We start from the raw sequence: 20,877 nt of genomic DNA on the forward strand, positions 1-20,877 counted from the left end.
TCTCTCGGAACGTCTTAAAAGTTGTTAGCTACCGATTGAGTTGTAGAGGTTTCCGTTGTTTCTTCGACCTGCTCTGTCGTTTTCGGAAGAACTAGATTCAGGATGATTCCAAGAATCGTCGCTAGTGCCATTCCTTCGAGAGAGAAGTTGCCGATTTTAAGCGCCGCGCCTCCGATACCTGTGACGAGAATGACGGCTGTAATTGTCAGATTTCGTTTATCGGCAAGATCGATCTTACTTTCCGTCAGCGTCCGGAGACCATTCGACGCGATGACTCCGAACAAGAGGATACTGATTCCACCCATGACCGGTGTCGGAATCGTCTTGATGAACCCTTCGACATATCCGAGGAATCCGAAGCTGATCGCAAGAACCGCCGCGCCACCGAGGACATAGACACTGTAGACACGTGTGATCGACATGACACCGTTGTTCTCACCATACGTCGTAACCGGTGGTCCGCCAAGCATCGACGCGACTGTCTTCGCGATCCCGTCACCCAGTACGGTCCGATGCATCCCTGGATCGAGAAGCGTCTCGCGCCCGATGATCCGTGATGTCACTTTTTGTTCGCCGATGTGCTCCGTCAGTGTGACGAGCGTCACAGGAACAATCAGAAGCAAGGCGGCTGTATTCCACGATGGTGTGTAATTCAAGAACGGAATCGTGAAGTCCGGCACGTGGAAGAACGTGGCTTGTTGGAGTGGTGTGAAGTCAATGATTCCGACCGATGCCGCAACGAGATAACCAACTGTGATCCCGAACAAAATCGGAATCGTACTCCACATTCCTTTTAAGTACGTCATCGCAAGGAGTGTGACGCCGAGTGTGACCATCGCAACGAGGAAGTACAGTCCGTTGTACTTACCATCCGCTCCGTTCATCGCCATGTTGACAGCGGTCGGGGCGAGCGATAGACCGATGACCATGATGACCGGTCCGATGACGACCGGCGGGAGTAAGCGAAGCAACCAAGCAGCTCCCGTGTAGCGGATGAGGAGTGAGATGAGTCCGTAGACGAGTCCAGCGACCATTCCGCCGATTAAGGCATCCTCGACACCCCACCGCTCACTGACGGCGATGATTGGGGCGATGTAGGCAAAACTCGAACCAAGATATGTGGGTACTTTGAAGCGGGTGACGGCGAGGAAAATCAGTGTGCCGACTCCGCTTGCGACGAGCGCGACCGATGTGTTGAGTCCCGTTAAGAGCGGGACGAGCACGGTCGCACCAAACATCGCGAAGACGTGTTGTAAGCTGAGCATCAGCCAGTTTAGAGGGTGAGTAGGTACTTCTTGTACATCAAGTACTGCGGCATGTTTTGCCATATGGATGACTCCCTTTCTGGTCTCTCTGGACCACCTTAAAGGTTTTGAATTTTAGCGTTTAATGAATACTTGATCGGCTTCATCGACTTCGGCGAGCGCGACGACGACTTGTTCCTCGCGGGATGTCGGGACGTTCTTACCGATGAAATCTGGTCGAATCGGTAACTCCCGATGTCCGCGGTCGACGAGGACAGCAAGTTGAATCATACTCGGTCTTCCGTGATCGACGAGCGCATCCATCGCGGCGCGAACGGTGCGTCCTGTGTAGAGGACGTCGTCAACGAGGACGACGATTTTCCCGGTGATGTCTTCCGGTAGATCAGAACCTTTGATTTCTGGTTCTAAACTTCGTTTCGACAAGTCATCCCGGTACATCGAGATGTCGACGACACCGAGTAAGACCGGTTTTCCTTCGATTTGTTCGATGCGCTTCGCAAGTCGGCGAGCGAGTGTCTCGCCTCGCGTCTTGATTCCGACGATCATCAAATCATGAATTCCTTTGTTACGTTCGATGATTTCATGGGCGATCCGTGTCAGTGCACGTCCGATCGCGGCTTCATCTAAGATGACGGCTGGTTTCATGGTTTCTCCTTTCATACAAAAGACCTTCTGCGGAAATCCGCAGAAGGTCATCGAAGACAGAATCATGGCATACGTGTTGTATGCATGCCTACGCACGATCGTGGTAGGTTCTCCCTTTCGCAGCCTCTCCGGACTCGATTAAAGGTGATACTAGTTAGGTAGGATCGTCACTCGGACGACCGAAGTGTCAGTAGAGGATGTCTCGCATCGCGCTCTAGGTGATACTCTACCGTTTTATTAGAAAAACGTCAAGACTCTAATTCAAGTTTTTTCAATTGACCGATTTCAAATGTCATCTCTTCTGGGAGCGGTGCTTCAAAGCGCATCCACTCACCTGTGCGTGGATGTTCGAAACCGAGAACCGCAGCATGCAAGGCTTGACCGTTCATTTTCATCGTCTTACGTGGACCATATTTCGGGTCACCCGCAAGCGGGAAACCGATATAACGCATATGGACACGGATTTGGTGCGTCCGTCCTGTTTCAAGTTTACATTCAACGACCGTAAAGCCTTCGTACCGATCGAGAACACGGAAATGGGTCACGGCAGACTTTGAATTCTTATCCGTTACCGTCATTCGTTGACGGTCGTTCTTATCGCGTCCGATTGGGGCTTCGATCGTTCCGAGTTCGTGCGGGATTTCACCGTGCACGAGCGCGATGTAGAGACGTTCCGTCGTCTTCTCTTTCAATTGATGCGCCAGTGACTCATGCGCTAAGTCGTTCTTAGCGACCATCAACAGACCTGACGTATCCTTATCGATCCGGTGAACGATTCCTGGACGTTTGACGCCATTGATGCCTGAGAGATCTTGACAGTGGTGTAATAAGGCGTTGACGAGCGTTCCTGAGACATGACCTGCCGCCGGGTGGACGACCATCCCTTTTGGTTTGTTGACGACGATGACGTCCGAGTCCTCATACACGACTTCAAGTGGGATGTCTTCCGGTAAGATCTCGAGCTCCACCGCTTCCGGGATATGAACGACAATCGATTCCGTTCCCGATAATTTATAGTTCGGTTTGACGACACGACCATCGACTTCGACACGTCCCGCTTTCAACCATTCCTGTACTTGCGAACGCGACCAATCGTTTTGTTCTGCGAGCCATTTATCAATGCGCCCTGTCGCTCCATCCGCTTGTACGGACCATGTTTCTACTTCATTCATTTATCCATCGTTCCTTTCTTAGTCAACCGTTCTTCGAACATGACGCTGATCAACATCGTGATGACACCAAACGTCAAACAGACGTCTGCGACATTAAAGATCGGAAAATTATAGCCGAACGGGAAGAAGTGGAAGAAATCAACGACTTCTCCTCGTGCCATTCGATCAATGAAATTTCCGATCGCACCACTGAGCAATAACGCGATGCTCCAAGCAAATACCTTATTTTTCGTGCCTTCCTTGTAGAGGAAGTAAATCAATCCAATGACGACGACGACCGTAACGATGAAGAAAAAGCCGAATTTACCTTCGAGCATTCCCCACGCGGCGCCACGATTCCGATACGAGTTGAGATAAAAGAAATCCGGAATGACCGTGATCGCTTGACCAATCGTCATGTTTTGAACGACGATCCATTTCGTCAACTGGTCGATTCCAACGAGTAAAGCAGCAATCCCTAAGTAAAGCCACATCCTATTGTCCTCCGCATCCAAAAATAATGAGGGACGTCCTGCGAAGTCGCAGTCGCCCCTCCCTTTGTATCATTATAAAGAATTGACGACTTCAGTACAACGTGGGCAAAGCGTCGGATGAGCCGGATCTTGTCCGAGTTCCGTCGAATATGTCCAACAACGTTCACATTTTTCACCGTCAGCTTTTTGAACCGTGATGCCAGTCGTCTCATACATCTTATCCGCTGTTTCCACGAATTCGAGTTGTGAGACTTGGAGTAATTGCTCAAGATGATCGATTGTTCCGAGCAAGGCTTTCGTCTCTTCCTTCGGTGCAAGCAAGAGTTTCGCTTCGAGTGTCTTACCGACGAGTTTCTCAACGCGCGCTTCCTCGAGTGCTTTTAAGACATCATCGCGGAACGTCAGGAACGCGTTCCATTTCTCGATGAGGGCAAGTCCTTCTTCTGAGACTTCGACCGTTTCCGGAAGGTCTGTCAAGAAGATACTCTTCGTCTCAACAGCTGGTACGAATTCCCATGCTTCGTCTGCTGTGTGTGGCAAGACCGGTGCCATCAATTGCAACAAAGCAACGACTGTATCATACATGACCGTCTGAACCGCACGACGCGATGTCGCGTCTGCTTTTTCGATATACAGGATATCTTTCGTGTAATCGAGGTAGAACGACGACAAATCAAGGACACAGAAGTTGTGGAGCAATTGATAGACCGACATGAAGTCGTACGCATCATAAGCCGCTTTTACTTTTCCAACAAGTTGGTCCAGTTTCGTCCGCATGAAACGGTCTGACTCTGGTAAGTCTTCAAATGCGACGCGGTGCGTCGCAGGATCGAATTGATCCAAGTTTCCGAGGAGGAAACGAACCGTGTTGCGGATTTTCCGGTATGACTCTGAGACTTGTTTGAAGTTATCCATCGATGCCCGGACATCAGCTTGATAATCGACAGATGCGACCCACAAGCGAAGGATCTCTGCTCCGAATTGCTGCATGACTTGAATCGGAGCAATCGTGTTACCGATCGATTTCGACATCTTGCGACCTTGACCATCCAGAACGAATCCGTGACTGACGACCGCTTTGTATGGTGCTTTTCCTGTCGTTGCGACGGCTGTCGATAGCGACGAGTTGAACCAACCACGATATTGGTCAGATCCTTCAAGATAGAGATCCGCTGGACGTGTCAATTCAGGACGTGTCGCAAGGACACCGGCATGTGATGAACCAGAATCGAACCAGACATCCATGATGTCCGTTTCCTTTTTGAAGATACCGTTCGGGCTTGCTGGATGTGTGAATCCTTCAGGAAGCAAGTCGACTGCTTCGCGCTCATACCAGACATTTGATCCGTGAGCTGCAAATAAATTCGCGATATGATCAATCGTTTCTGGTGTGACGATTTCCGTTCCATCTTCAGCATAGAAGATTGGAAGCGGAACGCCCCAAGCACGTTGACGTGAGATGACCCAGTCGCCGCGGTCTTTGAACATGTTGTGGAGACGTGTTTCGCCCCACTCTGGTACCCACTGGACACCTTTGATCTCATCAAGGATTTCCGCACGGAAGTCTTTGATTGAAGCGAACCACTGTGGCGTTGCCCGGAAGATGACCGGTTTTTTCGTCCGCCAGTCGTGTGGATACGAGTGTTTGATGAACGACAGTTTTAAGAGAGCGCCTGCTTCTTCGAGTGCAAGACCGATTTCTTTGTTCGCTTCCTCATAGAACATGCCTTCGAATCCAGGCGCTTCTGCTGTCATGACCCCTTTATCGTCGACTGGGCAAAGAACGTCAAGACCGTACGCTTGACCGATACGGAAGTCATCTTCCCCGTGACCTGGAGCCGTATGCACGACACCTGTCGCTTCCGCTGTAACGTGATCGCCAAGCATGACGAGTGATTCACGGTCGTACAATGGATGTTTTGCTTTCATGTATTCGAAGTCCGCACCATTAAAGATACGTCCGACTGTTGCGTCTTCCCATCCGAGTGCTTCGATGACTTCAGGAACGAGTGTTTCCGCTACGATATAGCCTTTTCCTTGATACTCGATCCGCGCATATGTCAGTTCCGCACTGACAGAGATTCCGAGGTTCGCTGGAATCGTCCATGGTGTCGTCGTCCAGATGACGAAATGATCCGTCGGCTCTAAGATGTTTTTCCCGTCCATGACTTGGAACGCGACATAGATGGCAGCTGACCGTTTATCTTGATATTCGATTTCTGCTTCAGCGAGTGCTGATTCAGAAGACGGTGACCAATAGACCGGTTTCTTCCCTTTGTAGATATAGCCTTTGTTCGCCATATCCCCGAATAAACGAATTTGAGCTGCTTCAAATTCTGGTTGCAGGGTGATGTATGGGTTGTCATAGTCACCGAGAACGCCGAGGCGTTTGAATTGTTCGCGTTGGTGATCGACTTGTTCGAGCGCATATTTCGCACATAATTCACGGAATTCTGCGACCGTCATCGATTTACGATCAACACCGGCTTTTTGAAGTGCTGTTTCAATCGGTAATCCGTGTGTGTCCCAACCAGGCACGTACGGAGACTGGAAGCCGTTCATCGATTTGTAGCGGACGATGATGTCTTTTAAGACTTTGTTTAATCCGTGACCCATGTGGATGTCACCATTCGCATATGGAGGACCATCGTGGAGGATGAACGTCGGCTTTCCAGCGTTCTTTTCCTGGACCGCAGCGTAGAGATTCATCTCTTCCCATCGTGCTTGCATATCTGGTTCACGTTTTGGCAAGTTGCCTCGCATTAAAAACTCCGTTTTCATCATCAATAAGGTTTCTTTGTAATCCATCTGACCATCTCTCACCTTTCGCTTTAAAAGTACAAAAAAAGCCAAGCTCATCCCTGAGATAGGGACGAGCTTGGCTGAACTCGCGGTACCACCCTACTAATCCCGCTCGCCAGTTTGACGACGCAGGACCGCTTAAGAACTCGATAACGGGAGTGAGCCGGCATGACTTACTGTTCAGCGAACGTTCAGTCATGCACTCCAAGGGGATACCCCATCTTTTTCGTTGCTCGGGCTTCCACCATTCCCCCGATTCGCTGTCAACCGTCCAAGATACGACGTGTCCTTGTCATTGATTTTATTTATACGACATCGTCGTCATTATACGCAACTGCTGGAACATCGTCAAGCGCTCCACGAGAAGAGAAATCAAACGCATCCCAGTCATGGCTCGTCAATAATTCCATCTGCGCATCGATCAATACTTTGAATCGATTACGATAGAGTTCGATTTTTTTGCGCATTTGCTCGACTTCGAAGTCTGTCCGTTGTGCCCGGCGTTGCGCCGCATCTTGCAACTGCTCTGCTTCACGTTCTGCTTGCTTTAGGATCAAGCTCGCTTCTTTTGAAGCATTGGCTTTGACTTCTTCAGCCGCTTCCTGTGCAACGATGATCGATTTATTCAACGTTTCTTCCATCGAACTGAAGTAGTCGACACGCGCTTGCATGTTTTGGATGACTTCTTGTTGTTGACGGTTCTCACGTAACAACAATTCAAAATCCTTGATGACTTGATCTAGGAATTCGTTCACTTCATCTTCGTCATAGCCGCGAAACTTTCGTGTGAACTCCTTATTATGAATATCGAGTGGCGTTAATGGCATGATGAATTCCTCCTCCGCATTTATCTTATCCTTTTAAAATACCGTATTGTAGTTTGATTCGATCACGTTTCGTTGATCCGAGGATTGCAATCAACTTGACGCGTCCTGTTCCACGCAAGGAAAGTAAGTCGCCTTCTTCTAGCATGAAGCTCGAATCATCCACTACTTTATAATTCACTTTACTCTCACCCTGTTTAATGAGCGCCTGTGCTTTTTGACGTGAGAAGCCTAGAATTTCACTCACGACCGTATCGAACCGAAGTGAGCTGACAAACCCAAGTGTCTCTTCCCACTCTTGATCCTTCACTTTCAAGCGATCTTCTGCGTCTACGCGCGAAAGACGAATCTTCGTCTTCCCTGCTCGTTCGACGTTTGCTTCGATATAGGTCGCGACTTCGTCCGCGACGGCAAACTGTACTTGATCCTGAATGATGACGTCGCCGAATTTGGCTCGTTTCAATCCGACGTTCAATAATGTACCGGTGACTTGACGATGAGAAAGTTCAACGAATTTAGTAGGATAATGAATGCGATAGATGGAAATGTCAAAGTCATCCGCGTTGTATTCATAATAATCTGGTGCGAGGATTGCCCGTTTACGTTCAGCGCCTTCGAAACCGCCCTCAAAAAAGAGGGCGCATTTCGAACCGACGAGTTCTTGTGTGATTTGTTGTTCACGTGGATCTAGGAAATCCGTTAATTTGAACGTATAGGTCGCTTCCACATGATCGATCCAGTTCAAGACTGAGTCGACGAATTCCCGCTCGCTTCCACGATAATGATCATATACGCTCATACTAAAAAGATTGCTCGGATACCCGATTGAGCCAAGTTCAAGACGAGGAAGGCTACAATCGGCGAGATATCCAGCATGCCCCCGATAGGCGGGATGATACGACGGAAGGGCGCTAGGAATGGCTCGACCAACATCGCGAGCACTTGTCCGAATTTAGAATCACGGGCATTCGGGAACCACGAAAGCAGGATATAAACGATCATGACGTAACTGTAATACTGTAATAACGTACTCAATGTACGACCAATTGCGTACATCACTTGAGAATCCATACTTACCACCCCTTATGATTAATATCATCTTCTCCAAGAAGATTCGAGATGCTACCAGCTAACTCGACGTTGTTCGGAACACAGAGGAGGGTATTCTGACTGATCGTCGTAATCGTTCCATCGAGAGCGAAGACGACACCAGATAAGAAATTAATCATCTGTCGTGATTGATCTTTTGACATACGCTGCATATTGACGATGACAGCACGGTTCTGACGAAGATGTTCCCCGATTTCCTGGGCTTCGTTGAAGACACGTGGTTCACTCAAGATGACTTGCGATTTCGTTTTTTTCGTCGCATGAAGCGGCACGATATTCGATTGTCTCACGCTGTCCTCCTTTTGAGTAACACTTGGGGTAGATTCCTCGTAATACTCTTCATACTCGTGTTGTGAAGCACCTCTACCTTTATTTATTGTAGCATCATTTTCATATTCAAGTTCATCTAAATCGTCGCTGTTGCCGAGAAATAGATTTTGCATTTTTGATTTAAAACCCATATCCATTCTCCCTTCTTCTCGTTTAGGTGTGAACGAGCGTCGTCCCGATTCGGACGAACGTCGCCCCTTCTTCGATGGCGATTTCAAAATCCGATGACATTCCCATAGATAACTCCGTACATGGAGCATACGACAATTTTTTCGCCTTGACCTCTTCTTGCAATGTTTTTAATGACCGGAATACCTCACGGATACGCGCCGTATCTTCCGTCAACGGTGCCATCGTCATCAGTCCGATGACACGAATCGCGGGATATTGACCGATTTCGTGTAAGAACGATGGTACATCCTCAGGCGCGATGCCTTGCTTCGATTCTTCCCCAGAAACGTTGACTTGGATGAAACAATCAATGATTCGGTCTGTTCGTTTATTGATCTCTTCCGCCAAATGAAGACGGTCAAGGGAATGCAACACGTCAATGGCATCGATGATTTGACGAACTTTACGCGTTTGTAGTGTACCAATGAAGTGCCACGTACAAGCAGTTCGTCCGAGCTCTGCCTGTTTTTCAAGCAATCCGTCCGGACGATTTTCTCCGAGATGGGTCACGCCAGCTGCTAATAATTCAGAAGCAACTTGACTTGAGACTGATTTCGTCACACCAATCAACTGTACCTGCTTTTCAGAAGAACTCTTTTCACTCGCTTGTTCCATTCGTTTTGTAACTTCTTGTACATTATCAAGAATTGACATCCAATGACTCCTTTACGATCAAACTTGCAAAGCGCCCACCGTGGTCACCGTGGCGATAAGAGAAGTAATCTTCCGCCTGACAGTGTGTACATAGACCTGAGTCAAGGACATCACCGACTCCACAACGCTCAGCTAGCGCAGCATTCGTTTTTTGTAGCGATAACATCGCTTTTCCATCTTCCTTGCGTATGTAAGGAGACTCATCGAGTTCAAGCGCATCGATTGCATCGATGACCGGTTGATCGACTTCGTAACAACAATCACGAATCGATGGACCAATGACCATTTGAATCGATGAACGACTCGCACCCGCACGTTCCATTTGCTTGACTGTTTCCTCGACGATATTGCCAACGGTTCCGCGCCAGCCGGCATGCGTATTCGCGATGATTCCTGTCGTCGGATCACAGAAGACAAGCGGCACACAGTCAGCGAAGAGCATCATCAATAAGACATTCGAATCGGTCGTCACCAATCCATCTGTACCCGGAATCGCTGTTTCGTAATCCAAAGCACCGCGCCCGGAGTCAAGTGTCGTCACCTGTTCGACGTGATTTCCGTGAACTTGCTGTGCCCAAATCGAGTTCTCGAGCGAGAGATCAAGCTGACGTGCGATGACTTGTCGATTCTGAATGACACCGTCGCGATCATCGTTGACATGTAACCCTAAATTTCCGTTTTCATGAGGGGCAGCGAACTTCGTCGTAAAGGCGGCACGTACGGTACCTGTCGGTGTATCCCATTTGATCCATTGTCCAAACATGTTCATGCCTCCTTTGATTTTAAAAAAAGAGGCGCCGCTTTCGCGACACCTCATCGTTTAGCAGTCGTGTCACTGGAACATCGATCAACGATTATTCCGGCGAAGGAAAGATGGGATGTCCATCGTTTCTTCGACATCTGGCTCTTTAGCCGGTTCGGGATTCGAGCTGACAGGTGTCTCTTCGACTTGTGGTTTTGACTCCTCTGTTGGTGGTGGAGTCGCTTGTTTTTTCTTCAATAAATTCTTCATCATTTCTTGAGCGGATGGAATTTCGAAATCGAGTGGTTCGTTTTCGAATTCCGTCGCGATGACTGTAACGATGATTTCATCTTCTAGGTTATCGTTGATGACAGAACCAAAGATCAAGTTGACTTCCTCATCAGCTGCACTCTGAACGATTTGTGCGGCTTCCGTCACTTCGTACAAGCTAAGGTTCGCACTACCTGTGATGTTCATCAGAACACCTTTCGCGCCTTCGATCGAGGTCTCAAGCAACGGACTCGAAATCGCTTTTTTCGCTGCTTCCGTCGCGCGATGTTCGCCTGTCGCGACACCGACACCCATTAAAGCAGAACCTTTTTCCGTCATGATCGTCTTCACATCGGCGAAGTCGAGGTTGATCAGACCAGGTACGGCGATCAAGTCAGTGATACCTTGTACACCTTGACGCAAGACGTTATCTGCTTCTTTGAACGCTTCAAGCATTGGTGTGTTCCGATCAACGATTTCAAGTAACTTATCGTTCGGAATGACGATCAACGTATCGACTTTTTCTTTGAAGTTCTGGACACCTGAAACAGCATGTTGCATCCGTTTACGTCCTTCGAACATAAATGGTTTTGTGACGACGCCGACTGTCAATGCACCGATTTCTTTTGAAATCTCCGCGATGACAGGAGCAGCTCCTGTACCAGTTCCGCCACCCATCCCAGCTGTGACGAAGACCATGTCAGCGCCTGAAAGGATTTCTGTTAATTGCTCACGGCTCTCTTCCGCCGCTTTTTTACCGATTTCCGGATTGGCACCCGCACCGAGACCACGTGTCAATTTAGCACCGAGTTGTAGTTTTACGTCAGCTTGTGACATGTTCAATGCCTGCGCGTCCGTGTTTACTGCGATGAATTCTACGCCTTGGACACCGTGTTCAATCATTCGGTTGACGGCGTTCGAACCGCCACCACCTACACCGATGACCTTGATTTTTGCTACTTGGTCCATCATTTCATCAAAATGCAACATAAAAAGGGCCCCCTAATATTTTTTACTCATTGGATTTTTTGTAGGCATTAACCAAAGAATTTCTCAAAGAAACTACTGAATGACTTTTTCTCTTTCGGAGGCTGTTCACGTGTTGGCCGTTCGTTTCGCGTAGGTGACGTCTGTTCGTTCATGAGCAGTGCATCCTGTTCATGTCCGTGCGCTACGGCTTCCTTCTCTTCCGCCCGGTCGAAACCTGATTTCGATACGGCGCTTCTTGAGAGCACATAACGTAACATACCGGCTGCGACGGCATACTTCGGATGACGAATACCAAGACTAGCAGGTTGATAGACATTGACGCTCTGCTTGAAGATTCGTTTTCCGAGCTGATCGATTCCTGGTAATGAAGAACTTCCCCCACATAAGATTAAGCCACTATTCATGTGAGCGTATCCTGCTTGCGTCATTCGTTTTTGAATCATCTCGAAGATTTCCTCAAGTCGTGCTTCTAAAACGAATCCAATCTCTGATTGTGGTTCGAAACGATGTTCGCCGTTGATCGTGACGTAGGAAACTTTCTCTTCCGGATCCCCGAGTGCTTCAAGCGCAACACCATATTCTTCTTTAGCAAGTTTCGCGTCTTGATATTTACAATTCATCTTGTACGTCAAATCACGTGTCAGATGATCACCACCGTATGGCAACGTCGTCGAGTAGACGAGATCATTCTTTTCGTAGATGGAAAGTGTCGTCGTCTCATGACCGATATCGATGATTCCGACACCGAGTTCGAGTTCATCAATCGATGCTGCGATTCTAGATACCGCTAAACTCTCCAGCACATATCCAGCAAGCTCTAAACCAGCCCGTTCAATGGAACGTTTAATGCTATGTAGGATCGTCTTCGCTCCGATGATGAGCTTCCCTGTTACTTCGAGACGATAACCGATCATTCCTCTCGGATCAGTGATTTCTGTTTGCTGATCGACCGTAAAGGTCTTCGGCAAGACATCGACGACACTGAGTTCGTTCGGAATTCGCATGACCATCGCAGAATGCAGAACGTCTTTCACGTCATCATCCGTGATTTCATTGTCCTCACCTTTGATCGATGTCATCCCTTGGCAATCCTTCACTTGAATGTGTTCACCGGAAATAGCGACATATACTTCACCAATTGGTTCACCAAGTGTACGTTCCACTTCCGTAACCGCTTGTTTAATGGCTTGTACCGTTTGATCGATGTCAACGATGACACCTCGTTTAACACCCGCGGATGGTGCAGAACCTTCAGCAAGAACGTTCAGCGTTCCACCAAGTAGTTCACCGACGATGAGTTTCACCTCCGATGTCCCAATGTCGAGCGCGGCAATCGTACCTTTCGTTTCCATGGGAGTGACACCTCCACTTTCATAATACTAATCCTTTTTATTCCTAATTATATTCTAGGAATGAGTCAGGCTTCTTCTCGTTTAAGTCTACACTATATAAATACTTACGAAAAGAAGTTATTGCCCGTCTTAGCGTTCGAATAGATTACGATTTGATGACGATTCGAACAAAGGTCGACGAATGAAAACACACGTTTGTTTTTTTATTCGTCAGCCCTTTACGAATCTTCTATTTTTTTCCTTTATATGGCTTGAAATAGATACCGCCATCAATTGTAATCGTTCCCGTCTTTCCTTTTGGTAAGGCAGAAATGACCTTTACGTATTCATTCAAGGAATTTGAAAAGGATGATGTACTGAGTAACACCGTATTCCCATCCGTCATGAATAATTTCAGACCACCCTTGTCCGTCTTATCGTTTGCGACGATTTCAGAGATCCGACTACGTACTTTCGGCTCGATCTTAACGAGTTCCTTCGTCAACCGATTTAATGATTGATCCGTAAATCCAGTCAGAATTGGTGCATCGAACAATTCTTCCTTCGACTTTCCGGGAATGATCGTTCCGTCCGCCAGTACGATCCGGTCTCCTGGTTTATCCTTTGCGTAAGCGATCTCTTTCTCTTCCGTCACCGTCACGCGATATTGATGCAAAAACTGTTTTTGCATCGTTGCTTCCTGAATGCCTGGAACCCTCTCGATTCGTTCAAGAATGTCTTCCTCTGATAGATTAAAGGCGTGTGTCTCATTCACCTTAACTCCTGATGCCTTCAAGATATCTGATGTTTTGACATTAAGATTACCATCAATATCAAATCGAGCGACCCGAGAATAACTCGACTGTAGATAAAAAACGACACCGACCAATAGACCAATCAGAATCAGGACATAGATGAGCCTCCGGTTGGCTTTTTTGCGACGTTGTTCACGGATATAAGGTATCTTATCCTCGAGGCTGCGGACGTTCTCGTCCTCTTGTGGTCGTCCAACCGCTCTCCGTTCCCTCACGTCTCATTCCCCCTCTATAACGTAACAATTCATTTCCCTATCGGTCTTTTCCTGCAATAGTTTAGTTTTTTTGTCCTGTCAGTCGTAACAATTCATCGACTAAGTCCCGTGAAGCGTTCGGCATACCGAGCGCAAGCGCCGCTTCAGACATCATTTGTTGTTGTGCTAACGCTTTTTCGCATGCCTCAAACAACCGGTCTCCCGTTAGCTCTTGTTCACGAATCAATAGACTCGCACCTGTCTCGACGAGCGATGAGGCATTGACCTCTTGGTGATTTTCCGTCACGTAAGGACTCGGGATGAGCACACTCGGTAAGCCGAGTGTCGTCAGCTCTGCCAATGTGCTTGCTCCCGAACGTGAAATGACGAGTTGACTTGCTTTTAAGATGTTCGGTAAATCATATACGAATGGGCGAAGTTGAATGCGTTCTGGTACGGAACCAACGCGTGACATAATCGTATCGTAATGAATTTGACCAGTAACGAAGAGGAGCGACCAGCCTGCTTGCTCGACCTTCGGCATCATATCGACGACTGCTTCGTTGATTGCAGGTGCGCCACGACTACCGCCATAGATGACGACGAGAGGACGTCCTTCCTCAAAACCGAAACGTTGTCGCTCTTCAAGCGGATTGATGTTGAGCTCTGCCACTTCAGAAGCACGCGGATTTCCGATTAAAACCGTCTTCGCTTCATTCTTACCGAAGTGATGTCCAGACCCTTTAAAAGAGAGTGCAACACAATCCACATACCGAGCTAAAAATTTATTCGTGATACCAGGTAGACTGTTTTGTTCATGAACGAGTGTCTTGAAACCCATTTTTGCAGCCGTATACAATACCGGTCCACAAACGAACCCACCTGTACCGACGACGATATCCGGTTGGAACTGACGCAGTAGTCGACGAACACGCCGGACGCTCTTGACGAACCGGATACCGGTCTTGACGTTTTCGAACGACAAGGAACGACGGATGCCAGAAATCTCAATCGATTCAAATGGAATTCCCGCACGACGGACGATATCCGCCTCGAGACCATTTTCTGTTCCGATATAGAGGACCTCACACGGCATGCGTTGTTCGAGCTCCCGGATCATAGCGAGTGCCGGATAGATGTGACCGCCTGTACCGCCTCCAGAGACGACGATTTTCATACTGTTGTTCCTCCTACTTCATGTACGGCACGAACGAAATGATCGCCGCGCTCTTCATATGTCTTGTATTGATCCCAACTTGCAGATGCTGGTGATAGAAGAATGATGTCGCCGGGTCGTGACACTTCAAACGCTACTTTCACGGCTTCATCCATCGCCTCAACGACGGTCGACGCATAGCCATTTTCTGACGCAAGCGTTCCGAATCGATGACCCGTCTCCCCCAGTCCGATGACATGTTTGACATGCTTCATTGAATCGAGTAACGGTGTCAAATCCGCTCCACGCTCGAGTCCGCCACATAACCAGATGATGGGTGCCGTAAATCCAGACAACGCCGCTTCTGTTGCCACATTATTCGTTGCTTTTGAGTCGTTGTAAACTTTTCGGCCAGCAATTTCACCGACGAACTGTGTCCGGTGCTCTACACCACCAAACGTCCGTAGAACATGTTGAACGTCAGATAATGCTAAGTTAAACGGTTCGACGAGTGTTAAGGCTGCGAGAACGTTCTCGACATTATGCCCACCACCGAGAGCTAGTTCACTAACAGGTAAGATACTCGTCCCATTGATTGTCAACGTCTCGTTCATGATTTCTGCATACGCCGATTGACGACGAGAGAACAAGAGTGGCGTTACTTCAGCTGTCTTTCCGAGTGCATTGACGGACGCATCATCGGCATTCAAGACAAGACGATCCGTTTCTTTCATGTTCTTAAAGATCCGGGCTTTCGCTTCGCCATACGATTCAAAATCACCATGATAATCCAGATGTGCTGGTGATAAATTCAAAAATGCTGCCGTATATGGTCGGAACTGCTCGATCCCCATCAATTGAAAACTTGATAATTCAATGACGATGATATCGTCCTGTTTCGCCTGACATGCGATTTCAATTGCCGGGAATCCAATGTTTCCTGCCAAATGTACACGCCGCGTACCGGTTTTCAACAACTCATGGACAAGCGTTGTCGTCGTCGTTTTCCCGTTCGATCCTGTGATGGCAATCCACGTCGCATCGGTTGCTTGATACGCTAGTTCTACTTCTGTCCAAACCGGAATGTCGCGTCGTAAGGCTTCTTGTAGCAGATCGATGTGATACGGAATTCCTGGATTCTTGACGATCAAATCGATGTCATCGAGTAGTGTGAGCGGGTGCTCACCGTAAACCGTCTTAACATCGAGTGATGCAAGCGTCGCTTGATCACTCTCGGACGGCGTTTTCCCGTCATTGACCGTTACTTCTGCACCAACACTCGCTAAATACCGAGCTGCTGCGATTCCACTTTTCGCCGTTCCGAGAACGAGCACTTTTTGATCATTCCATTGTCGTTGTTCCATTGTTGAATCGCTCACTTTCTCTCTTCTTTTTTATTACACGAATAGATAGGCGATGAATGCCATCAAACAGCTGATTCCTGCGAATGTACCGACGATCCGCCATTCGCTCCAACCGACCATTTCGAAGTGGTGGTGAATTGGGCTCATTTTGAAAATTCGTTTTCCTGTCGTCTTAAAGGAGATGACTTGTAGAATGACTGATAATGTCTCGACAACGAAAACGATACCGATTAAGACGAGTAGTAATTCCAGTTTTAAGACAATCGATAGACCTGCTAATGCAGCTCCAAGTGCAAGTGACCCTGTATCTCCCATGAAGATCTTCGCTGGGTGCGCATTGAATAATAGGAATCCGATCAAGGCACCGACCGCTGAGAAAGCAAAACAAGCAGCGCCTACTTCATCTGCGATAAACCAACTGTATAATCCGAAGAACAAGAATGTTGGAATCGCTGTAAATGATACGAGACCGTCCAATCCATCCGTCAAGTTGACTGCATTTGAGAAACCAACTAACCAGAACAAGGCAACAAACGGATAGACGATACCGAAATCAAGCTCAAAATCGGTAAATGGAATCGATAGATACGTCGCGTCACTTGTAAATCCACCACTCAACCAGACAAATAACAATCCGACGACGATTTGTCCAAGTAATTTTTGTTTTGAATTCAGACCAAGGTTACGTTTCTTGACGACTTTGATGTAATCATCAATGAAGCCGATAACGCCATACGCAAGTGTTAAAAACAGTAACGATAATTGTGTCGTCGATAGATCGCCCATGACGACTGCACCGAGAACGCTGACGATCATCGCGACAAGAATGACGATTCCACCCATCGTCGGTGTTCCGGATTTGACCTGATGCCATTGCGGTCCTTCTTCCCGAATTTCCTGACCGAACTTCAATTGGTGTAGAAACGGAATCGCTTTTGGCATGACGAGTAATACAACAAGAAATGCAAGAATAAGACTGATGAATAATGTGATCATAGCAGACACCCTTTTTCAAAAATTAGTTTTCGTTCAGATAGGTTAATATCCGTTCAAGCGCCATCCCACGTGACGCTTTCAATAAGACGATTGTTCGTTCTCCGAGCAATGGGCGCAATCGTTTTGCAGCATCCTCGACGGTTGTCGCGAATTGGATTTGAACAGACGGGTCGCTGATTCCTTCAGCAATCCACGCGCCTTTCTCCCCTACTAGGATAGCATGCGAGACAGGTAACGCAATCCGCTTTCCGACCGAGTCATGTAATAAGCGTTCTTGGTCCCCTAATTCATACATATCGCCGAGGACGAGAACGCGTGTCGTATACCCTTCCAGCGCAGTGACCGTCTCAATCGCTGCATTCATTGATGTCGGACTCGCGTTATACGCATCATTGATGACCGCAGTCTCTTCAAAGAGTAATCGTTCCATCCGCATCGGTGTCAATTCAACCGCATCGAACCCTTCTTGAATCCGGGCGTCCGTCACGCCAAGTGCACGTGCTGTCGCAATCGCGTATGCTGCATTTCGGACTTGGTGTTTCCCTAGCACTGGTAGGTGAAAAGCGGTGCCATCGTAAGTAAAGGCCGTTCCAAAGAACGTTGCTTCCTTCGTTTCGATCCGGTACGTATTTCCGATTTGATAGCCGATCTTCTCCGCTTCGACTTCTGCGAGAAGTGGTTCGTCACCATCAACGAATAAATGACCACCTGGTTTGAGTCCGGATTGAATCTCAAGCTTCGCTTTGGCGATGCCACTGCGTCCACCGACTTGCTCCGCATGCGATTCGCCGATGTTCGTGACGAGTGCGATATCTGGCTCAGCTAGATTCGATAGGAATTCAATATCGCCAAACCCGTTCATTCCCATCTCAAGCACAGCGACTTCTGTATCAGCTGGCATCATGAGAATCGTTAACGGCATTCCGATATCCGAATTGAAGTTTCCTTGTGTCTTATGTGTCTTAAACGTCGTCTTGAGTACGCTCTCGACCATGTCCTTCGTCGATGTCTTCCCATTTGATCCAGTGATGGCGACGATTTTTGGCGCAACCTGCAGTAAGTATCGTTTTGCGATGTGTTGCAGGGCAACCAATGGTTCATCGACTTCTAAAAAGACGATATCGATGTCTGGTCGATCAATGCCTTTCTTCCATAAGGTGACGATCGCTCCTTGGTTTTTTGCACCTTCAAGGAATCGATGACCATCAACGCGTGCTCCTTGAATCGGAACATAGAGACCGTCTTCAAGTTGTGCGCGTGAATCCGTTGCAAAATGACGAACGATACGATCATCTTTCACATCGAGATGCAACCATTCAGCGAGTTGCGTAATTGTTAACATGATATATACCCTCCATTTGATGACAGCAAAAGAGGACGAATGCAAAAGTCAACGAATGACTCCTGTTCGTCCTCGTCTTCCTGTAGAAATCAGGAAATTTGCCCCACCGTTATTCTTTAGGTTCAGCTAGTTCGACCGTTAACTTTCCATTTTCCCTCACTAGTGTACCAGTTCGAGCTGATTGTTTGGTTACAAAACCTTTACCAATGACATCAAGCTTCAAGTCATACAAGCTGACGAGTTTTTTGACGTCTCGCTGCGACCACCCCGTCAAATCCGGCATTTTGAACGTATTTGCTGTCTTCAGCAAGACACGCTCTCCGCTGACGAATTCTTGACCACGAGACGGAATCTGCGAAACGACTTCAGCACCATCGCCTAGGATGATTGGAACAGCCTCTTGTTCTTTTGCTAAATCCGTCGCTTGTCGGGCACTCTTCTTGATGTAGCTTGGCGTAATTTTCGCTTTGACATCCACCGAGTCCTTTTGCGTTTCCGGTTGAATGCTCCGGTATTGCAATGCTGTGTTCATGACACTCTTGAACACCGGACTCATGATGAGTGGTCCTGAAACAGACGATTCACTTTTCGAAGGACGATCGACTGCGATGTACATGATCAATTCCGGATCATCTTTTGGCGCCATACCGATGAACGAGTGAATGAATTGTCCTTGAATGTATTTCCCATTCTCAGAAATTTGAGCTGTACCGGTCTTCCCGATGACACGGTAGTCTTTCAACTTATACATTTGCCCGGTTCCGATTTTACTATTGACGACACCGTCAAGTGCATCCCGCGTCGCTTTTGCCGCCTCTGCCGAAATCGGCTTACCGACGACCTCTGTTTTCGCCCGGTACGGTGCTTTATCCGTATGATCCGCTTTTTGGATGATATGCGGTTTGACCATCTCGCCGTCACCAGCAATTGCCGTTGCCCCTTGAAGCAGTTGCATTGGTGTGACCGCAGTCGATTGTCCCCATGACGTAATGAGCGCATTCAACGGTTTCGACAAGTCAGATTGACTGTTTACTTCTCCCGAGATGTCTATACCCGTTCGTTGGTCAAAATGAAACTTCTTAAAGTATTCTTTATAACGCTCAATCCCAAGTTTTTCTGCTGTCAACTTCGAGAACATGACGTTCGAGGAGTGATAGACTCCTTCAATCATCGGAATAGTTCCCCAACCGACATCGTTATAATCCTTGATGACCGTTCCTTTGTAGTTATAACTACCCGATTTATACATCTCATTCGGACGGAACACTCCCGCATCAATCGCCGCTGCGAGCGTAAAGATTTTCATCGTCGAACCGGGTTCGAACCGTGACGAGACGGCAAAATTCGTGAAATCTTTCATGTCACGTAAGTTCGGGTTGAACGATGGACGATCCGCCATGGCAAGGATTTCACCGGTTTTCGCATCCATGACGATCCCTGTCGCATTTTTCGGTTTGTACGTGTTGTACATTTTTTGCATTTGTTTCTCTAGCGACTGTTGAATGCGGTGATCGATCGTCAAGTACAGGTTTGACCCGTCCTTCGGTTCATTCGAGACACGCGACGAGCCTTGGATCAACGGATTACCGCTCCGATCTTTCTCGAAGACACGTGCCCCGTAAGATTCGCTTAAGGCATCGTCATACTGTTTTTCGATCCCCATTTGTCCCTGTAACGCGACACGACCATTCTCCTCGGTGATCTTTTGGACGAATCCAAGTGTATCGGACAAGAAGATACCATTCGGGTAATATCGTTTCGGCTCTTCAATCATCCGGATTCCAGGAAGTTTCAACTTATCGATCTTCTCTTTTTGATCGAGCGTCAAATCATTTCCTTTTTTTCCGAATTCGATTTGCGAACGATCTTTGTTCTCAATCAAATAGGTCTCCAGTTCCTTCGTCGTCATCCCAAGAATCGGTGCAAGACCTTCAGCCGTCTTTTTAAAATCGACGATCGTCTCGTCCGGATCTTTGACGCCACCTAGTCGGTAAATACCAATCAAATGATAGGATGGAACATTGATCGCGATCGGTGAACCGAGTCGGTCGAAAATTTCACCGCGTTCTGCCCCTAGCGTCTCCTGAGACTCCCATCGCTTTTTCTCAGCATAGGCGATCATGTCTTCCCCATGGAATTGTTTTGTTGTCGCCAAGTATAAAAATCGACCAATGAACACAAAAAAGAGAGTAGCAAATATCACCATGATAAAGGCTACTCTCCAACGGGAT

Annotated in this window: 19 protein-coding genes; all 19 read right to left on the reverse strand. The window is 47.7% G+C overall.

From position 1 onward, the window contains the following. Positions 1–14: 14 nt before the first annotated feature. Complete coding sequence (locus tag U719_RS10735) at positions 15–1,328, reverse strand: uracil-xanthine permease family protein (protein WP_023468789.1); 1,314 nt, start codon at positions 1,326–1,328, stop codon at positions 15–17. A 51-nt stretch (positions 1,329–1,379) separates the two neighbouring features. Continuing rightward, the gene (gene pyrR, locus U719_RS10740; protein ID WP_035396895.1) at positions 1,380–1,910 is read right to left on the reverse strand and encodes a bifunctional pyr operon transcriptional regulator/uracil phosphoribosyltransferase PyrR; all 531 of its coding nucleotides are present in this window, start codon (positions 1,908–1,910) and stop codon (positions 1,380–1,382) included. A gap of 248 nt (positions 1,911–2,158) precedes the next feature. Continuing rightward, a complete protein-coding gene (locus tag U719_RS10745) occupies positions 2,159–3,082 on the reverse strand; it encodes an RluA family pseudouridine synthase (protein WP_023468791.1) in 924 nt (307 codons plus the stop codon). After that, the gene (gene lspA, locus U719_RS10750) at positions 3,079–3,555 is read right to left on the reverse strand and encodes a signal peptidase II (RefSeq protein ID WP_023468792.1); all 477 of its coding nucleotides are present in this window, start codon (positions 3,553–3,555) and stop codon (positions 3,079–3,081) included. Before lspA ends, U719_RS10745 begins: the two co-directional genes overlap by 4 nt. 72 nt (positions 3,556–3,627) lie before the next feature. After that, a complete protein-coding gene (gene ileS / locus U719_RS10755; protein WP_023468793.1) occupies positions 3,628–6,363 on the reverse strand; it encodes an isoleucine--tRNA ligase in 2,736 nt (911 codons plus the stop codon). A 299-nt stretch (positions 6,364–6,662) separates the two neighbouring features. Further along, positions 6,663–7,184 (reverse strand): DivIVA domain-containing protein, encoded by a 522-nt coding sequence (locus U719_RS10760; protein WP_023468794.1) that lies wholly within the window; start codon positions 7,182–7,184, stop codon positions 6,663–6,665. 25 nt (positions 7,185–7,209) lie between these two features. Further along, a complete protein-coding gene (locus U719_RS10765; protein WP_023468795.1) occupies positions 7,210–7,980 on the reverse strand; it encodes an RNA-binding protein in 771 nt (256 codons plus the stop codon). Further along, entirely contained in the window at positions 7,977–8,252 is a 276-nt protein-coding gene (locus tag U719_RS10770; RefSeq protein ID WP_023468796.1) for a YggT family protein, read from the reverse strand. The genes U719_RS10765 and U719_RS10770 overlap by 4 nt, the downstream gene beginning before the upstream one ends. A 2-nt stretch (positions 8,253–8,254) precedes the next feature. After that, on the reverse strand, positions 8,255–8,581 hold the full coding sequence (locus tag U719_RS10775; protein ID WP_231496839.1) for a cell division protein SepF: 327 nt from the start codon (positions 8,579–8,581) through the stop codon (positions 8,255–8,257). 193 nt (positions 8,582–8,774) lie between these two features. After that, positions 8,775–9,446 (reverse strand): YggS family pyridoxal phosphate-dependent enzyme, encoded by a 672-nt coding sequence (locus U719_RS10780; protein WP_023468798.1) that lies wholly within the window; start codon positions 9,444–9,446, stop codon positions 8,775–8,777. Continuing rightward, positions 9,433–10,209 carry a peptidoglycan editing factor PgeF gene (gene pgeF / locus U719_RS10785; RefSeq protein ID WP_023468799.1) on the reverse strand — a complete coding sequence of 259 codons (777 nt, stop codon included), beginning with the start codon at positions 10,207–10,209 and terminating at the stop codon, positions 9,433–9,435. Before pgeF ends, U719_RS10780 begins: the two co-directional genes overlap by 14 nt. Positions 10,210–10,293: 84 nt before the next feature. Then, positions 10,294–11,448, reverse strand: coding sequence for a cell division protein FtsZ (gene ftsZ, locus U719_RS10790; RefSeq protein WP_023468800.1), 1,155 nt, complete (start codon positions 11,446–11,448; stop codon positions 10,294–10,296). Positions 11,449–11,495: 47 nt separating this feature from the next. Next, positions 11,496–12,800, reverse strand: coding sequence for a cell division protein FtsA (ftsA, locus tag U719_RS10795; protein WP_023468801.1), 1,305 nt, complete (start codon positions 12,798–12,800; stop codon positions 11,496–11,498). 229 nt (positions 12,801–13,029) lie between these two features. After that, the gene (locus U719_RS10800; RefSeq protein ID WP_023468802.1) at positions 13,030–13,809 is read right to left on the reverse strand and encodes a cell division protein FtsQ/DivIB; all 780 of its coding nucleotides are present in this window, start codon (positions 13,807–13,809) and stop codon (positions 13,030–13,032) included. 61 nt (positions 13,810–13,870) lie between these two features. Continuing rightward, positions 13,871–14,965, reverse strand: coding sequence for an undecaprenyldiphospho-muramoylpentapeptide beta-N-acetylglucosaminyltransferase (gene murG, locus U719_RS10805; RefSeq protein WP_023468803.1), 1,095 nt, complete (start codon positions 14,963–14,965; stop codon positions 13,871–13,873). Beyond that, a complete protein-coding gene (gene murD / locus U719_RS10810) occupies positions 14,962–16,308 on the reverse strand; it encodes a UDP-N-acetylmuramoyl-L-alanine--D-glutamate ligase (RefSeq protein WP_041255152.1) in 1,347 nt (448 codons plus the stop codon). Before murD ends, murG begins: the two co-directional genes overlap by 4 nt. A 33-nt stretch (positions 16,309–16,341) precedes the next feature. Next, positions 16,342–17,304, reverse strand: coding sequence for a phospho-N-acetylmuramoyl-pentapeptide-transferase (mraY, locus tag U719_RS10815; protein ID WP_023468805.1), 963 nt, complete (start codon positions 17,302–17,304; stop codon positions 16,342–16,344). 22 nt (positions 17,305–17,326) lie between these two features. Next, positions 17,327–18,646 carry a UDP-N-acetylmuramoyl-tripeptide--D-alanyl-D-alanine ligase gene (gene murF, locus U719_RS10820; protein ID WP_023468806.1) on the reverse strand — a complete coding sequence of 440 codons (1,320 nt, stop codon included), beginning with the start codon at positions 18,644–18,646 and terminating at the stop codon, positions 17,327–17,329. Positions 18,647–18,755: 109 nt separating this feature from the next. Next, positions 18,756–20,801 carry a penicillin-binding protein gene (locus tag U719_RS10825; RefSeq protein WP_235147584.1) on the reverse strand — a complete coding sequence of 682 codons (2,046 nt, stop codon included), beginning with the start codon at positions 20,799–20,801 and terminating at the stop codon, positions 18,756–18,758. Positions 20,802–20,877 lie beyond the last annotated feature (76 nt).

Origin of the sequence: Exiguobacterium sp. MH3 (assembly GCF_000496635.1) — a bacterium.
Classification (GTDB): domain Bacteria; phylum Bacillota; class Bacilli; order Exiguobacteriales; family Exiguobacteriaceae; genus Exiguobacterium_A; species Exiguobacterium_A indicum.